Source organism: Polaribacter atrinae (genome assembly GCF_038023995.1).
Lineage (GTDB): Bacteria > Bacteroidota > Bacteroidia > Flavobacteriales > Flavobacteriaceae > Polaribacter > Polaribacter atrinae.
Window position 1 is genome coordinate 2,417,968 of sequence record NZ_CP150660.1, and the last position, 15,647, is coordinate 2,433,614.

Annotated in this window: 16 protein-coding genes; 8 read left to right on the forward strand and 8 right to left on the reverse strand. The window is 28.8% G+C overall.

The features are described 5' to 3' along the window. Positions 1 to 19: 19 nt before the first annotated feature. Positions 20 to 1,285: a D-alanyl-D-alanine carboxypeptidase/D-alanyl-D-alanine-endopeptidase gene (locus WG945_RS10660; protein ID WP_068447795.1), complete on the reverse strand. Its 1,266-nt coding sequence runs from the start codon at positions 1,283 to 1,285 to the stop codon at positions 20 to 22. Positions 1,286 to 1,376: 91 nt separating this feature from the next. Here WG945_RS10660 and WG945_RS10665 point away from each other — a divergent pair, with 91 nt between their 5' ends. Continuing rightward, positions 1,377 to 1,703: a Sec-independent protein translocase subunit TatA/TatB gene (locus WG945_RS10665; protein WP_068447797.1), complete on the forward strand. Its 327-nt coding sequence runs from the start codon at positions 1,377 to 1,379 to the stop codon at positions 1,701 to 1,703. Between the two features lie 114 nt (positions 1,704 to 1,817). Here the strand turns inward: WG945_RS10665 and WG945_RS10670 are convergent, their stop codons facing one another. The 3 genes from WG945_RS10670 to WG945_RS10680 form a co-directional block, all read right to left on the reverse strand. After that, positions 1,818 to 2,459, reverse strand: a complete 642-nt coding sequence (locus tag WG945_RS10670) for an O-methyltransferase (protein WP_068447799.1) — start codon at positions 2,457 to 2,459, stop codon at positions 1,818 to 1,820. 177 nt (positions 2,460 to 2,636) lie between these two features. Further along, positions 2,637 to 2,900 (reverse strand): hypothetical protein, encoded by a 264-nt coding sequence (locus WG945_RS10675; protein WP_068447801.1) that lies wholly within the window; start codon positions 2,898 to 2,900, stop codon positions 2,637 to 2,639. Positions 2,901 to 2,903: 3 nt separating this feature from the next. Continuing rightward, entirely contained in the window at positions 2,904 to 3,470 is a 567-nt protein-coding gene (locus WG945_RS10680) for a sigma-70 family RNA polymerase sigma factor (protein ID WP_068447802.1), read from the reverse strand. 258 nt (positions 3,471 to 3,728) lie between these two features. Here WG945_RS10680 and panB point away from each other — a divergent pair, with 258 nt between their 5' ends. From panB to WG945_RS10715, 7 genes are all read left to right on the forward strand, one after another. Then, positions 3,729 to 4,547 (forward strand): 3-methyl-2-oxobutanoate hydroxymethyltransferase, encoded by an 819-nt coding sequence (gene panB / locus WG945_RS10685; RefSeq protein ID WP_068447804.1) that lies wholly within the window; start codon positions 3,729 to 3,731, stop codon positions 4,545 to 4,547. A 126-nt stretch (positions 4,548 to 4,673) separates the two neighbouring features. Further along, on the forward strand, positions 4,674 to 5,027 hold the full coding sequence (locus WG945_RS10690) for a four helix bundle protein (protein ID WP_068447806.1): 354 nt from the start codon (positions 4,674 to 4,676) through the stop codon (positions 5,025 to 5,027). A gap of 26 nt (positions 5,028 to 5,053) precedes the next feature. Next, positions 5,054 to 5,992: a 2-hydroxyacid dehydrogenase gene (locus WG945_RS10695; protein ID WP_068447808.1), complete on the forward strand. Its 939-nt coding sequence runs from the start codon at positions 5,054 to 5,056 to the stop codon at positions 5,990 to 5,992. 24 nt (positions 5,993 to 6,016) lie between these two features. Further along, complete coding sequence (locus WG945_RS10700) at positions 6,017 to 6,475, forward strand: DUF1801 domain-containing protein (RefSeq protein WP_068447809.1); 459 nt, start codon at positions 6,017 to 6,019, stop codon at positions 6,473 to 6,475. 2 nt (positions 6,476 to 6,477) lie between these two features. Next, positions 6,478 to 6,864, forward strand: coding sequence for a VOC family protein (locus WG945_RS10705; protein WP_068447811.1), 387 nt, complete (start codon positions 6,478 to 6,480; stop codon positions 6,862 to 6,864). 32 nt (positions 6,865 to 6,896) lie between these two features. Continuing rightward, the gene (locus WG945_RS10710) at positions 6,897 to 7,340 is read left to right on the forward strand and encodes a hypothetical protein (RefSeq protein ID WP_068447813.1); all 444 of its coding nucleotides are present in this window, start codon (positions 6,897 to 6,899) and stop codon (positions 7,338 to 7,340) included. A 15-nt stretch (positions 7,341 to 7,355) separates the two neighbouring features. After that, on the forward strand, positions 7,356 to 7,754 hold the full coding sequence (locus WG945_RS10715) for a DoxX family protein (RefSeq protein ID WP_068447815.1): 399 nt from the start codon (positions 7,356 to 7,358) through the stop codon (positions 7,752 to 7,754). Positions 7,755 to 8,535: 781 nt separating this feature from the next. On the opposite strand, the gene WG945_RS10720 is transcribed toward WG945_RS10715, so the two are convergent. Genes WG945_RS10720 through WG945_RS10735 form a run of 4 tightly spaced genes read right to left on the reverse strand, consistent with a single transcriptional unit; the run spans position 8,536 to position 15,171 of the window. Next, a complete protein-coding gene (locus WG945_RS10720) occupies positions 8,536 to 9,393 on the reverse strand; it encodes a class I SAM-dependent methyltransferase (protein WP_068447817.1) in 858 nt (285 codons plus the stop codon). 57 nt (positions 9,394 to 9,450) lie between these two features. Beyond that, positions 9,451 to 11,328 (reverse strand): tRNA uridine-5-carboxymethylaminomethyl(34) synthesis enzyme MnmG, encoded by a 1,878-nt coding sequence (mnmG, locus tag WG945_RS10725; protein ID WP_068447819.1) that lies wholly within the window; start codon positions 11,326 to 11,328, stop codon positions 9,451 to 9,453. A 49-nt stretch (positions 11,329 to 11,377) separates the two neighbouring features. Then, positions 11,378 to 11,788, reverse strand: a complete 411-nt coding sequence (gene ybeY, locus WG945_RS10730; protein ID WP_068447821.1) for an rRNA maturation RNase YbeY — start codon at positions 11,786 to 11,788, stop codon at positions 11,378 to 11,380. Between the two features lie 2 nt (positions 11,789 to 11,790). Further along, positions 11,791 to 15,171 carry a DUF4175 family protein gene (locus WG945_RS10735; RefSeq protein WP_068447824.1) on the reverse strand — a complete coding sequence of 1,127 codons (3,381 nt, stop codon included), beginning with the start codon at positions 15,169 to 15,171 and terminating at the stop codon, positions 11,791 to 11,793. Positions 15,172 to 15,647 lie beyond the last annotated feature (476 nt).

The following is a 15,647-nucleotide window of genomic DNA, read 5'->3' on the forward strand; positions in this document are numbered from 1 at the left end:
GCTATTTTAATCAATATTTTTAATAATTATCTCTTAGTTCCTCAAATATCATTTGCATTCTCTTTTTTACTTCGCCGTTAGAATGCATGTAATGATTATTCATATAACTAAAAATCAATATTTTACCCGAGTTTGTAATTAAGTATCCGCTTAAATTATAATTATTTCCTAAAGTACCAGATTTTGCATGAATATACGGTTTTGGATTTCCAGAAAACCAATTTTTTAAAGTGCCTGATTTCCCTCCTACAGGAAAAAACTGAAACAATCTTTTTTCTGGCATATTTTGATACATTTTGGTTAAAACTTCTACAAAAGAAATAGGGGTAAATAAATTATACCTACTTAAACCAGAACCATCTACCCAGCGTGGTTTTTGTTTTAAATCTTGTAATTGATGTTCTAAAATAAAGTTTCTTGCTTTTGCAGAACTCAATGTATCTGAAAGTGTTGAGGATGCTAAAACTAAAATCTGTTCTGCTAAAAAATTATCGCTTACTTCCATCATTCTTTTAAATAATGAATCTTTAGGAATGCTATAGGCAATTGTAGCTGGTTTTAAAGGCGATTTATCTATCAAACCTACTTTGTTAGGTAGAATATCATTCCAGAGACTTAAAAGTAAAGAATCATTTATAATCATCGGAATTTCGGTGTCTCTTTTTCTATTTTTTCCGAAGTAAAAAGAATTAGAAAGCTCTTTTCTCCCATAACTTCTATCTGTGATTTTTAATTTATCAGCAAAATAAGTTGGGGTTAGTTTTATAGAATATTCATTTTGTATTGCAACGACATTTCCATACATTGGAAAAGCACTAACTTCTGGACTAAAATAACTATCGAAGTCTTCCCAAGCCCAACCTGGTCCGTATTTTTTATCAGAAATATTATTAGCAAGTAAATGTACTTTTTTATATTTTTTTGCCAATTTTAAAGCGGTACTGTCTTTAAAAAATGGATGTAAAAAAGTAGGATCTCCTGTGGCTTGTATGGTAAGTGTATCTTTATTTACAGCGTATTTAAAAGCCGGAATTGAATCTGGCAACATTTCTAAACCTGTAAAAAGTGTAAAAATTTTGGTATTACTAGCAGGAGTAAAATACTTATCTGCATTATAATTATAAAGTATTTTATCTGCTGTTACATCATAAATATAAATTCCTGTAAATTGATTATCAAAAAAAGAAGTTGTTATTTTTTGATCGATACTTTTAGCTAATTTAACAGTTTTACAGCTTGTAAAATACACGGTTACAAACAAAGTTACAAGGACTCTTTTAAGCATTTAAATTGTTTTTGATATATTTTTTTTCTAAACTACAAATATTTTGGTTTGTGAAGTTTATATATTGAATAAATATTTACCTTTGTAGTATATGAATACAATTCTTTTATTTATTAGTGGTCCAGAAATAATGGTTGTCATGTTAATTGTGGTAATGCTTTTTGGTGCAGATAAGATTCCTGAAATTGCTAGAGGATTAGGAAAAGGAATGCGTCAAGTAAAAGATGCAACCAACGATATTAAGAGAGAGATTAACGAAAGTTCTAAATTACCAAAAGCAGAAACTGATTCTGCAAAAGAAGTTACTCAAGGTGTTGGTGAAGATTTTAAAAAAATTCAAAACGACCTTAATAAAGGAATCAATTCTGTAAAGCAAGATATTGAAGATTTAACTGGTCCTATAAAGCGTAATTTTTAATTTCTACTTTATTCTAAATTTATTCTTAGAATAATGTAGTACCCTTTTTTTTAAAAAAAAATCACCTTTACTTCGCAGTAAGAAAAATCATATTTATACCCGTTAAAACAGAAACTATTTTACTCTAGTTATTGTTAAACCATCTCTAATAGGTAAAAGTACAGTTTCTACTCTATCGTCTGTATTAAGCAATTTATTGTACTCTAAAAGCACTTTAGTGTCTTTGTCTTTAGGATCTAATTTTTCAACTACTTTTCCACTCCAAAGTACATTATCAGACAAAATAATTCCGCCAGAATTCATTTTATCAATAATTAAATGAAAATAATTGATGTAATTAGATTTGTCAGCATCAATAAAAACCAAATCAAATTTCTCATCAATGGTAGGAATAATCTCTATTGCATTACCAACAAATTGTGCTATTTGATTTCTAAAGCCAGATTTCTCAAAGTATTTATTTTGTAGTGTTTCTAATTCTTCATTTTTATCTAACGTAAAAATTTTTCCTTCGGATGCCAAACCTTCTGTTAAACACAAAGCAGAATAACCAGTATAAGTACCAATTTCTAAGATGTTTTTTGGCTGAATTAATTTTGAAATCATAGACAATACTCTCCCTTGAAAAGCACCGCTTAACATTCTAGGATTCAAAACCTTTTGCCAAGTTTCTCTGCTTAATTCTTGTAAAATTGTAGGTTCTTGTTGTGAGTGATCTACAACGTAAGTATCAATATTTTCTGGTAAAAAATGCATCTTATAACTGGTCGAGCGCAGTCGAGACCTTATTAAGTTTCTTTAAAAATCCTCTCGACTGCACTCGAAAGGTAAAAAACAAAAGTACAAAAAAACGGAATCTATATTTCTATAAATCCCGTTTCAATCTAACAAAAAATCAAAAAATGTAGTTTTTTAAAAACTACCAAAATATTTTTATTCTTTAATTTTATTCAACTCTATTTTTAGAGCTTCCTTTTCTTCTTTACTAAGGCAACGGTTTGTTGTTTTGCAACTTTTTGCATGCCCTTTGTATACCTTTGTAAGTGTATTATTTTGCTTTGTGTATAATGAGCAAATTTTACATCTTAAAAAATGAATACTTAATTTCACTTTTTCCCCTAGAGTAGCAGCACCATATTGGCTTTTATCACAAATGGTTGTAGCTTCATCGCAGGTAATTTTTAAATTTTTAAACATGTCTTAATTATTAAACCAATTATCTTCCATACATTTTCTGAGCTGTGTTCTTGCCCTATGAATGATAACCCATAAATTTGACGCTGTAATATCTAATTCCTTACAAATTTCTTCAGTTTCAAACTCTTGTATGGTTTTCATTCTAAAAACCATTGCATATTTTTCAGGCAAAGCATCTATACAAGATTCTAACTGACTTTTTAATTCTTCATTTTCAATGGTTTTTTCAGATTGATTATCCCAGCTTTTTGGCACTCTCTCTTCCAACCAATTACCTTCATTTTCGCCATCATCATAAAAATTCATTCTAACTTCGGCTTGTCCTTTTTTAGAATTTATTTTTCTGTAATAATCTATTATTTTTCTTTTTAATATAGAAATCAACCAAGTTCTTTCTGTAGATTTTCCTTGAAAATTTTTAGCAGATTTTAATCCGGCAAAAAAAGTATCTTGAACTAAATCTTTAGCTAAATCACTATTATTTACACGTACAACAGCATAATTATACATATAATCTGCATAATTATCTATCCATTTGTCTGTGTTTAATACAACTTGCTCTTGTGTCATCTATATAAATAAAAACCAAATATAATGTTATTTTTTAATCTTTGCTCTTTACAATTCTTACTTCTTTTTATATCTGTCAAATAATAAACGACATTTTTGTTCTTAGAAAATTAAATCTAAATTTATAATTAGCCAACAATAAACTTACATAAATAATCTATTCTTAAAATTTTATCTTCTTAAGATTAACGAAAGATTAACTAGTATAATATTTGATGCTTTTCCTTACATTTACATACTATTTAAAAAACAAAAAGTATGTCAACAGCAAAAAAAGAATACAAAAAAGTTACAGTAAAATCTTTGGTAGATATGAAGAAGAATGGAGAGAAAATTTCCATGTTAACTGCCTATGATTTTACAATGGCAAAAATTTTAGATGGAGCTGGTATCGATGTTCTTTTGGTTGGTGATTCTGCTTCTAATGTTATGGCGGGCCATGAAACTACATTGCCTATTACACTAGATCAAATGATTTATCATGCAAGTTCTGTTGTTAGAGCTATAACTAGATGTTTGGTAGTTGTAGACTTACCTTTTGGTAGCTATCAATCGGATCCAAAAGAAGCGTTACGTTCTGCGATTCGAATTATGAAAGAAAGCGGTGGACATTCTATAAAACTAGAAGGTGGTAAAGAAATTAAAGAGTCAATTAAACGTATTTTAAATGCCGGAATTCCAGTAATGGGGCATTTAGGTTTAACGCCACAATCTATCTATAAATTTGGTACATATACTGTTAGAGCAAAAGAAGAAGAAGAAGCAGAACAATTAATGGAAGATGCTTTAATGTTAGAAAGATTAGGCTGTTTTGCCGTTGTTCTAGAAAAAGTACCTGCTAAATTAGCACAAGAAGTTGCAGAGGCAATCTCTATTCCGGTAATTGGTATTGGCGCCGGAAATGGTGTTGATGGTCAAGTTTTAGTTACCCACGATATGCTAGGAATGACTCATGAATTTCATCCTCGTTTTTTACGTAGATATTTAGATATGCATACAGAAATGACAGGCGCTTTTCAATCTTATATTGGCGATGTAAAAAGTGGAGATTTTCCAAGCGATAAAGAACAATATTAAGTATCGATGATTGGATAGTTAGATTATTGGATTGTTGGATTGTTGGATTTTACATAAACATTCTAAAAATTAGATGAATGAAATTTACAATTTTCTAACAATCTAATTATCTAAAAAATTATAAAAATGCATCGGTATAAAGATTTAAAATTTTGGCAATTAAGTAGAGTATTTTGTAATGATATTTACATTATTACTAAGTCTTTTCCTATAGATGAAAAGTTTGGATTAATTTCTCAATTAAGAAGAGCCGTAGTATCTATTCCTTCTAATAATGCAGAAGGAGCAGCAAGAAGTTCTAATAAAGATTTTAAACGTTTTCTAAGAATTTCTTTAGGATCTTGTTATGAAATTGAAACACAACTTTTAATTTCTTTTGATTTAGGGTTTCTTGAAAAAGAAGAACTTGAAAAACTTAATAACACGCTTCAACAAATTATTAAAATGATGTCTAAGTTTAATTCTTCTCTAAAAATCTAAAACTCCAACAATCTAAAATACTAAAAATGAAAATTTTACACCTAGACTCAAATCACGCGCTCTTAATAAATCAATTAAATGATTTAGGATATCAAAACGATGAAGATTACATTTCATCCAAAGAAGAAATTATAACTAAAATTCACAACTACGATGGTTTTATCATTAGAAGTAGGTTTTCTATTGATAAGGCATTTTTAGACAAAGCCACCAACTTAAAGTTTATTGGACGTGTTGGTGCAGGTTTAGAAAACATAGACTGTGCGCATGCAGAAAGCAAAGGAATTGCATTAATTGCTGCTCCAGAAGGAAATAGAAACGCTGTTGGAGAACATTCTTTAGGTATGTTATTATCACTTTTTAACAAGCTAAACAAAGCTGATAAAGAAGTTAGAAACGGAAAATGGTTGCGCGAAGAAAATCGCGGAATTGAGCTAGATGGTAGAACAGTTGGGTTAATTGGTTACGGAAATATGGGGAAATCTTTTGCAAAAAAACTACGTGGTTTTGATGTAGAAGTTTTGTGTTATGATATAAAACCAAATGTTGGCAATGCAAATTGCAAACAAGTTTCTTTAACAGAATTACAAGAAAAAGCAGACGTTTTAAGTTTACATACACCACAAACGCCACTTACTGAAAACATGATAAATTCTGATATTATCAATGGTTTTAAAAAGAATTTTTGGTTGATAAATACGGCTCGTGGAAAATCTGTGGTTACCAAAGATTTAGTTTCAGCTTTAAAAACTGGTAAAATTTCAGGTGCTGGTTTAGATGTTTTAGAGTACGAAAAAGCATCTTTCGAAAACCTTTTTTCTGATGATAAAATGCCAGAAGCTTTTCAATATTTAATCAATTCAGAAAATGTTTTATTGTCTCCTCATGTTGCCGGTTGGACTGTTGAAAGTAAAGAAAGGTTGGCACAAACCATAGTAGATAAAATTAAGGCAAAATTTTGTTAACTTGTATGCATCTAAATTGATGTTATGCAACCAAAGATTATTTCACCAGAAGATTATATAAATCAAGCCTTAGAAGAACGAAAAGAGTCCCTTAATAAATTACGTAAAACCATCTTAGAAAACCTTCCAAATGGTTTTGAAGAAGGGATACAATACGGAATGATTGCTTATTATGTTCCGCATTCATTGTATCCAAAAGGATATCATTGCACCCCAAAAGAACCTTTGCCTTTTATGAGTTTTGCTTCTCAGAAAAACTCCATTAATTTATACCATATGGGTATCTATGCGGTTCCAGAAATTTATAATTGGTTTGTAAACGAATATCCAAAGCATTGCAAACGTAAATTGGATATGGGTAAAAGTTGCATACGTTTTAAAAAAATAGAAGAAATCCCTTTTGAATTAATTTCACAATTATGTCAAAAAATTACAGTTGACAAATGGATTGAAATTTACGAAACGAATATAAAAAAGAACTAAAAATGAAAAATAGAGTTACAGGAATTGGTGGGATATTTTTTAAATCTACAGATGCAAATGCAGCAAAAGAATGGTACAAAAATCACTTAGGTTTTGATACTGATGATTGGGGTTGTACTTTTTGGTGGAAAGATAAAAACGGAAATAAATGCTCTACACAATGGAGTCCGTTTGCAGAAGATACCAAACATTTTGAACCTTCTAAAAAAGACTTTATGTTTAATTATAGAGTAGAAAATTTAGTAGAATTGATAGCAGAATTAAAAAAAGAAGGCGTTACTATTGTTGGTGAAATACAAGAATACGACTATGGTAAATTTGGTTGGATTTTAGACAACGAAGGAAACAAAATAGAGCTTTGGGAACCTATTGATGAGGCTTTTATTTAGAATTAGAAATCAAGAAATTAATCAGAAAAAACATGACAGAAAAGAATAAAAATTTAGACGAAAACGTAAAAAAAGCTGCAAGTTCTATTTCTAACGAAGCAAAAGAAACCTTAGAAAATACAAAACATAAAGCCAGTGAATTTGCAGACACCGCAAAAGAAAAAACAACTGAGTTTGTAGAGGATGCTAAAGAAATTTTTGAAGAAGCAAAAGGAAAAGTAAATGAGCTTTTATCTGATGAAAACATAGAAAAAGTAAAACACAAAGCAGAAGATTACTCCGAAATTGCAAAACAAAAAACTAGTGAATTTACAGAAGATGCAAAAGAAACCTTTGAAGATATAAAAGAAAAAGGTTCTGAATTAGCTGGTGAAGCTGCAGAGCATTTAGCAGATTTTGCAGAAGACGCCAAAGAGGAGCTAACAGATATCAAAGAAAAATCGAAAAGCTTTTTACAACGATTATTCAAAAAATAATAAAGAAAAATAAGTATGCATTTTTTATCTGACTACCCTACTGAGATTTTAATCTTAGTATTTTTAATCATTACTTTCTTAATATCCGCATTTGAAAAAATGTTAGACTGGAAAGGAAATGTATCTTTTATAAAAGATCACTTTAAAAACTCTCCATTAAAAAGTAGTGTTCCTTTTTTATTAGCCATTTTATTAATCATAGAAATATTTGCTGTAGGATTTATGATTACCGGAGTCTATCAAATTTACACTTCGCAAGTAAAAGAAATTGCATTACTCGGAATACAGCTTTCTGCGATTAGTATAATTTTTATGCTTGTTGGGCAACGTCTTGCAAAAGATTATCCAGGAGCGATGTCTTTAGGTGTCTATTTTATCATTTCACTTTGTGGTGTCTATTTACTAAATAAGTAAAATTGATTTTTTTAAAAGATTCTATAAGTAATACCTATTAAAAAAGCTCTTAAAACAATCGTTTTAAGAGCTTTTTTAATTTAACCAAGGTATTTCTATTCTATTCCATACAAAGATTTAATAACTCTTTTTAAAATCGATTTCAGACACTTTTAAAGCATAAAAACTAAAGCAGGATATTCTTTTCTTCTTTTTGATGTAAATTTTACTAAAAATTGATTTTATGATGTTCTTTTATAATTTTTGAGATGTCCTTATTTAAAATAGCATCATTTATTTTTCTTATGTTTTTCTACAACGTTATTTCATTACAATTAATGATGAAATTTAATATTAATAAAATACAGCTTTGTATGAATGTAAAAGCTAACAATGATTGATTAGAAAACGAATTATAATTTCAGATCTAAATAAGAATAACATTCTGAAGATCTCTTTTTATAAAAGTGGTTACTATCTACTGAAGCATCTTAGCTTTTAAAACTAATTTTAAATAGAAACAATTACTATTATGTATCTCATAAAAAAACACCCCTACTCCAACATTAGAAATCTTAAGGTAAAATTAAACCTTCCTTCATAAAGAATCTATTTTCTATTTATAGCTAAATTATAAAAACAGTTCTTAAATAGATTTTTAATATTACTTTAAAAAAGCACTTCATTTTATCTTGAAAACTAAATTGTTCCACGAGGAACAACTTGTTTTATTTCCATAAAAAAACCTTCAAACTTTTAATTTTGAAGGTTTATAATTATTAAAAATAAGATATATATAATTCTACTTCTTTTTAATTACATAAATTAAAGAAGAATATTCTTTTGTTTTTTTTGCTTTCAAATTTGAAACAAAACCTCTGTAAAATGCTTTAAGAGGATTCATTTTACCTGTTTTATACTTTTCACTTAAAAGAGAAACGTAATAAGAATCAAACCTCATAGGCAATACTTTTTCTACAACCATATTCTCTTCAAAAAATATTTTATGAATGGATTGTTGAGAAAAATGCCAAAGGTGTCTTGGTACATCAAAAGCAGCCCAATATTCTTTGTAATGTTTTGCATCATCACTTTTATAATTTGGAACCGCAATAATTAATCTACCATTATCAGCAAGTAACTCTTGTAATTTTAAAATATAATCAGACAATTTTTCTACATGTTCTAATACATGCCAAAGCGTAATTATATCAAATTTTTTATTTTGAATATTAAGTAATTCTTCTTGCAATAAAACTCCTTTTTCTTTGGCTATATTTCTTGCATCAGAACTTGGTTCTACACCAAGCACATTCCATCCATTAGAGTCACATACTTTTAAAAAATCTCCAGTACCTGCTCCTACATCTAAGATGTTTTTAGAATCTGTTTTAAAAGAATTAATTAAAGACAATTTTCTTTTTAACGTAATATTTTTTACAGCCTGATATGCTTTATCCATAACTGATTTTTTACTATCTGTATGTGAAATATAATTTTCACTTTTATAGTAATTTTCTAAATCTACAGGAATTGGTGAAGTTACCAACATATCATATTCCGTATTAAACATTACTTCATAAGTTTCATCTGAAACCGTAAAATCTTTACAATTTAAAAAAGGTTCTAATTTTTTGTGAAGCCCTCTTTTTTCCCCCATAATACTTTTTCTTTATAACATGTTCCACGAGGAACATTAGCAATTATTTTACATATTTTATCGACCCATATAAACTAAAAGAACAGAGATGTCGCTAGGGGAAACGCCACTAATTCTACTTGCTTGTGAAATGGATGTAGGTTGAATTTTACTCAACTTTTCTCTAGCTTCAAAAGATAGAGATTTTACTTTTTGATAATTAAAATTAGAAGGAATCATCACATTCTCTAACCTATTTAATTTATCTGCATTATTCTTTTCTTTCTCTATATAACCAGAGTATTTTAAATGAATAACAGCTTGTTCAATTGCTTCATTATCTATATTATTTTCTTCTAAGAAAACAGCTAATTTCTTTACGTTTTTAAAATCAGAAAACTCTAATTGTGGTCTTGCAGCAATTTTATAAAGCTTCATAGATTGGTTAATCAATGCCAAATTCTTTGCTTCTAAAATAGGATTTATCTCAGCTTCTTTAACACTTATTTCTTGTAAAAACTTAATTAACAAATCTGCTTTTGCTTGCTTTTCTATAACACGATCTAATCTTTCTTGAGATGCTAAACCTAATTTATACCCAATAGGTGTTAACCTTAAATCTGCATTATCTTGTCTTAAAAGCGTTCTATATTCTGCTCTAGAAGTAAACATTCTATAAGGTTCTTCTGTACCTTTAGTAATTAAATCATCTACTAAAACACCTATATAAGCTTCGTTTCTTTTTAAAACAAAAGGATCTTTTCCTTGCGTTTTTAAAGCAGCATTTACACCTGCCATTAAACCTTGTGCAGCTGCTTCTTCATAACCAGTTGTTCCGTTTATCTGACCAGCAAAAAATAAGTTTTCTATGATCTTAGTTTCTAAAGAATGTTTTAACTGTGTTGGCGGAAAATAATCATACTCTATTGCATAACCATATCTTAAAAATTTTACATTTTCAAAACCTGCAACAGAACGAATTGCCTTGTCTTGAATATCTTCTGGAAGAGACGTAGAAAATCCGTTTACATACATTTCACAAGTTGTCCATCCTTCTGGTTCAATAAACATTTGGTGTCTATCTTTGGTTGCAAAACGATCTATCTTATCTTCTATAGAAGGACAATATCTTGGTCCTGTAGATTTAATTCTACCATTAAACATTGGTGATCTATCAAACCCAGTACGCAACAAATCATGCACATCTAAATTAGTATATGTTAACCAACATGAACGTTGTTTTTGTAATGGTTTTGTAGTTGGTAAATAAGAAAATTTTTCGGTTACTTCATCTCCAGGTTGCTCAATCATCTTAGAATAATCTAAAGATCTACCATCAACTCTCGGAGGTGTACCTGTTTTCATTCTTCCAGATTCAAAACCTTTAGCAACTAAGTCTTCTGTAATTCCGGTAGAAGCTCCTTCTCCTGCTCTACCACCACCAAAACTTTTATCTCCAATATGTATTAAACCATTTAAAAAAGTACCAGCAGTTATTACCACAGTCTTCGCTTTTATTTCTAAACCTAAAGCTGTTTTAACACCAATAATTTTATTTCCATCAAACAATAAACCGTTCACAGAATCTTGATAAAAATCTACATTTTCTGTTTGCTCTAACATTGTTCTCCAACATTCTGCAAACTGCATTCTATCAGATTGTGCTCTCGGACTCCACATAGCAGGTCCTTTAGATTTATTCAGCATCTTAAATTGTATCGCTGTTTTATCAGTAACAATTCCACTGTAACCACCTAAAGCATCAATCTCTCTAATTATTTGTCCTTTTGCGATTCCACCCATTGCAGGATTACAACTCATTTGTGCAATATTTTGCAAATTCATTGTAATTAACAAAGTGTGAGCACCCATATTGGCAGCAGAAGCAGCAGCCTCACTCCCAGCGTGACCACCTCCTACTACAATAACATCGTATGTTGTTGAAAATAAACTCATTATATTATAGTTCCACGTGAAACCTTGTATTTATATTATTGATTATCAATTATTTGAATTCAGATAATGCCACATTTTCGGCATTTCTCATTTCTTTTTTTTCAGCTTCAGACTTATCTTTATATCCCATGTAATGAAGTACTCCATGTATCATTACTCTATGCAATTCTTCTATAAAAGTAACCTCAAAGTCTTTAGCATTATCGGCAACACGCTCAATAGAAATATAAATATCACCACTAATCAACTTGCCTAAAGTATTATCAAAACTAATAACATCTGTTAAAGTATCATGCTGTAAAAACTCTACATTTAATTTATGAAGATAATCATCATCACAAAAAATATAGTTCAATTCTCCAAGACTAAAACCATTTTTTGAAACCACATTATCTATCCAATATTCTAAAAGATTTTCATCTTTTAAATCAAATTCTGTTTCGTAATTAAAAGTAACCATAACTATTGCTTCTTTGAGTCAGAAAAATACGCCCTAACTTTGTTTTTATAATTTTGCTGCAAAGGTAATGATTGTCTGTTTAATATCTCTGTTTGATTGTAAAACTGCTTTTTAAATTCTAATGCTTTTATATTTCGCTTTTCAAACTCTTGTAAATTAGCATCGGATTTACGTTTATTATCCTCTCCTTGTTCTAAAGCTGCTTTATCTAGTTTTAACAATTCGTAGTTTAATTCTTGCATTTTTTGAAGTGTCGCTGCATTAAAACCTTTCTCTAAAATTTCGTTTTCTAAATCTTCCATTTTCTTTAAAGCTTTTTTAGCTTTATCATTAACCTGATTTCCTTCACCTTCAGAAATTCTAATTTGTTCTTGCAATTCTTGTCTTAAGAGACTTTGCTGTTTGTAAATTTCATAAATTTCTCCGTCTAAATCATTTTGAGGCTCACCTTCGCTACCATTACCTTTCTCTCCATTACTTCCTTCTTTACCTCCTTTACCCTTTTCTCCTTTGCTACCTGGTTTACCTTTATCACCTGGTTTTTTACCTTTTTCTCCTTCATTACCTTCTCCTTTTTTATCACCAGGTTTAATTCCTTTTTGCATCTTTTCAGATAATTCACCTTGCTTTTTTATAAGATCAGGCAGACTAATACCTTGGTCTTTTCCCTTTTTTCCTTTACCCATTTTCATAGACATGGAATTTTTCATACTACTTAACATATTACTTAAATAATCTGCCAAACTATTTACAGAAGTAATTACATAATGCTGGTTAGAGACACCGTATGAAAAAAGATTCTCAGAAAAATTATATAAAGATTGTTCTAAATTATAATGTGTTGTAGATAAATCATCTTTAATGATCGATGAAATTTTTGGCAAACGCATAGACAACACATACAAACTATCATCTATATGTTCAAAATAGGTTTTAAGTTCATTTTGTTTCTTTAAATCTTTTCCAAAATCTGGATGTGAAGTAGAAATTTCATCAAACTTATGCATTAAAGATTCTTGTTTGAAAGAAAAAATAACAAGGTTTTCTAAAATTTTACGCAAGTCATCTATGTTTTCTTCCATAGATTCTCCTTCCATCTCCATCATTACCGTTTGTATTTTAGCACTCATTTCTTTCATCTTTTTTGATGAATTCTTTTGATTCTTTTTAGCTCCTGCCTTAATTTCTTTAGAAAGGTTTTCTTCAGACTTTTTTAGTTCAGAATCAATAGCTTCTTTTTCATCCTCCACATCCGGAAGCTCCATAGGTTCTTTTAACTTGTTATTATCTTTAGTTAACTCTTCTAAATCATTTTTTATAGTTTCAAATTCTTTTTTTATTTCTTTCTGATTATCTAAATTATTATGTTTTTCTTGAGATATCTCTTCTTGTTTTTTAGCCAATTCTTCAACCTTATTAGCAATTTGCATTGTTTTTTGCTCAACATAAAAACGTTTTGTCAATTCTAAAATACGTTCTAGACTTCTTTCTTGCTGTTTATTTTGTTGTGATAATTCTTTCGCCTTTTTTAACAAATCTTCTTTGTTAAGCTTCTCTCCCATTTTCTGAATTTCATCTAACAACTTTTGCTGCTTGTCTAATTTTTTAAGCTCTTCAATACGTTTTTTTAACTCCTCTTTTTTATCCTGAAGATCTTCATTCTCTTCTTTTATTTCATCTAAATTGTCATGCAACTTTTCTGTCTGACGCTGCATCATTTGATTATAATTCTGCTGACGTTCTACAAATTTCTCTATCTTCTTTTTATCATTCCAGTTAATTTGCTTCTTACCTTGTAAATCTTGCTGAACTTTTTCTAATTCTTGCTGTTGCTTTTGTTGCTTGGTTATTGAATTTTCAATATTATTAATAGTATTTTTTTGTTCTTGAAGCAACTCCTCTTCTACTTCATCATTTGTTTTTTGGCGATACTTAAAAACTTGGCTCTTTGTTTTTTTACTTCCATTTACCGCATCATTATCAAACACCTGAAAAAACATTTCATAATTAATACCTGTTTCTAAATTTAATCCATCAGGAAACTGATAAAAAAAAGTTTGAATATTTTCTTTCGTTATTTCAATATCAAATTTATTTTGATTTTGGGGTTGCTCATCATTATAATAAACGAGTTGTAATTTTTTAATTCCATAGTCATCAGAAATCTGACCAGCAAACTGTGCACCTCCACGTGAAATACTATCTATATTAGATTGCACTGTAATTAATGGAAATTCATCTTTTACAACATCTACAGAAAACTGTAAATTCTCAAAATATTTTAAATCTTTATTAGATGATGATATTTGATAATTAAGCGGATTTGTAATCTTTTTAGAATAAGTAAAAATATTATCTGAATTTATATCAAAAAAAACACTTTCTTTATTGTTGATAAAAGCCACAGCATTTGTTTGATTTGCTGTTACGCTCCACGTAATAGTAGTACCTTCTGGCACCATTATATTACCAGTACTTTTAATCATTTCATTTTTCTTACCCAAATATCTAGGATACTTAACCTCTAAAGAAATAGCATTAATAGTAGGTGTTTTAACAACTTCAATCTTATATGGTTGAGATTGAACTCCGTTTGCCTCTATAAAAAAATCAATTGGTTTTTGAACATCAGAAAAAGTATAAGAAAATGTTCCGTTGCCTTTATTTTGTAAGAAATAGTACTGGTTTTCAAAATGGATTTTAGCCTCTATGGGCAACACATTTCCGACAGCTTCTACCAAAATAGAAATAGTATTTCCTTGTATCACTTTTAAATTTGAATTTGTTATCGAAAATAAAAATGGAGCTGGCGGATTATAAGCTATTTTGTAATTTACAACACGCTCTAAACTTTGCGATAATTTATCGTTATTACCTGTAAATAAAGTAATTAAAAAAATTAATACAGGAACTATTGCATATTTTAAATACTTTTTATTTTGCGTAAAATCTACTGCTTTTACAAACGGAATTGGTTGTAACTCTACTTCTTTTTGATGAATGCTCGCTAACAATAAATCAGATTCATTGTTATTTTTTTTTAATTGTAAAACATTCAATAATTTATCTTGAACTTCAGGAAAATGATTTCCAATTATTTTGGAAGATTGTTCATAAGTAATTCCTTTTCTAAGACCAATTAATTTAAAAATTGGTACTACAATAAATCTAATTAATAAAAACACTTCTACTAATAAGAAAAGTAAAAATAAAATAGTTCTAGCCGTTGGTTTTAACCACAAAAAATACTCTATAAATACTGTAAAAAAAAAGTAAAGAAATCCTAAAGAAAGAAATAATATGCTTCCTTTGATCAATTCACTAGTATAATATTTACGTGTAAATTGATGTAGTTTATCTTCTATGTTTATAAATTCTGCCATAATTAACTTTTAAAAATACTATTTTTACATAGATACACCATCAAATAATTGTTAAAACGATTTTTGTAAGTAATTAAAAAATAGTACTACTAAGTTTTAAAATCAAAAAAATTAAACAAATAACCAACTTTCTATTTTTATTCTTAACTATTTCTGCATTTTCTCAAGGTCCTTGGACACAAGAAAAAGGGAAATTTTATACCCAATTATCGTTTTCTACAATACCAAGTTATGATAAGTTTTTTGGTACCCAAATTATAGTATTAATGGAGAAATAACAGACAATACGATTCAGATTTATGGAGAATACGGAATTACAGATAACACAACTTTAATAGTAAATCTTCCATTTAAACTAATTTCTATAGATAATTTAAATTATATAGATCCAGCAGTAAATTGTATTGGAGATGGTTCAGAAAATATTAATGAAAACAAAACGAGTTTAGGAAATATAGAAATTGGTGTAAAACATA

Bases quoted from the DNA above. Each gene is read 5' to 3' on its own strand.
- WG945_RS10660 (WP_068447795.1), bottom strand. From the start codon at position 1,285: ATGCTTAAAAGAGTCCTTGTAACTTTGTTTGTAACCGTGTATTTTACA.
- WG945_RS10665 (WP_068447797.1), top strand. From the start codon at position 1,377: ATGAATACAATTCTTTTATTTATTAGTGGTCCAGAAATAATGGTTGTC.
- WG945_RS10670 (WP_068447799.1), bottom strand. From the start codon at position 2,459: ATGCATTTTTTACCAGAAAATATTGATACTTACGTTGTAGATCACTCA.
- WG945_RS10675 (WP_068447801.1), bottom strand. From the start codon at position 2,900: ATGTTTAAAAATTTAAAAATTACCTGCGATGAAGCTACAACCATTTGT.
- WG945_RS10680 (WP_068447802.1), bottom strand. From the start codon at position 3,470: ATGACACAAGAGCAAGTTGTATTAAACACAGACAAATGGATAGATAAT.
- panB (WP_068447804.1), top strand. From the start codon at position 3,729: ATGTCAACAGCAAAAAAAGAATACAAAAAAGTTACAGTAAAATCTTTG.
- WG945_RS10690 (WP_068447806.1), top strand. From the start codon at position 4,674: ATGCATCGGTATAAAGATTTAAAATTTTGGCAATTAAGTAGAGTATTT.
- WG945_RS10695 (WP_068447808.1), top strand. From the start codon at position 5,054: ATGAAAATTTTACACCTAGACTCAAATCACGCGCTCTTAATAAATCAA.
- WG945_RS10700 (WP_068447809.1), top strand. From the start codon at position 6,017: ATGCAACCAAAGATTATTTCACCAGAAGATTATATAAATCAAGCCTTA.
- WG945_RS10705 (WP_068447811.1), top strand. From the start codon at position 6,478: ATGAAAAATAGAGTTACAGGAATTGGTGGGATATTTTTTAAATCTACA.
- WG945_RS10710 (WP_068447813.1), top strand. From the start codon at position 6,897: ATGACAGAAAAGAATAAAAATTTAGACGAAAACGTAAAAAAAGCTGCA.
- WG945_RS10715 (WP_068447815.1), top strand. From the start codon at position 7,356: ATGCATTTTTTATCTGACTACCCTACTGAGATTTTAATCTTAGTATTT.
- WG945_RS10720 (WP_068447817.1), bottom strand. From the start codon at position 9,393: ATGGGGGAAAAAAGAGGGCTTCACAAAAAATTAGAACCTTTTTTAAAT.
- mnmG (WP_068447819.1), bottom strand. From the start codon at position 11,328: ATGAGTTTATTTTCAACAACATACGATGTTATTGTAGTAGGAGGTGGT.
- ybeY (WP_068447821.1), bottom strand. From the start codon at position 11,788: ATGGTTACTTTTAATTACGAAACAGAATTTGATTTAAAAGATGAAAAT.
- WG945_RS10735 (WP_068447824.1), bottom strand. From the start codon at position 15,171: ATGGCAGAATTTATAAACATAGAAGATAAACTACATCAATTTACACGT.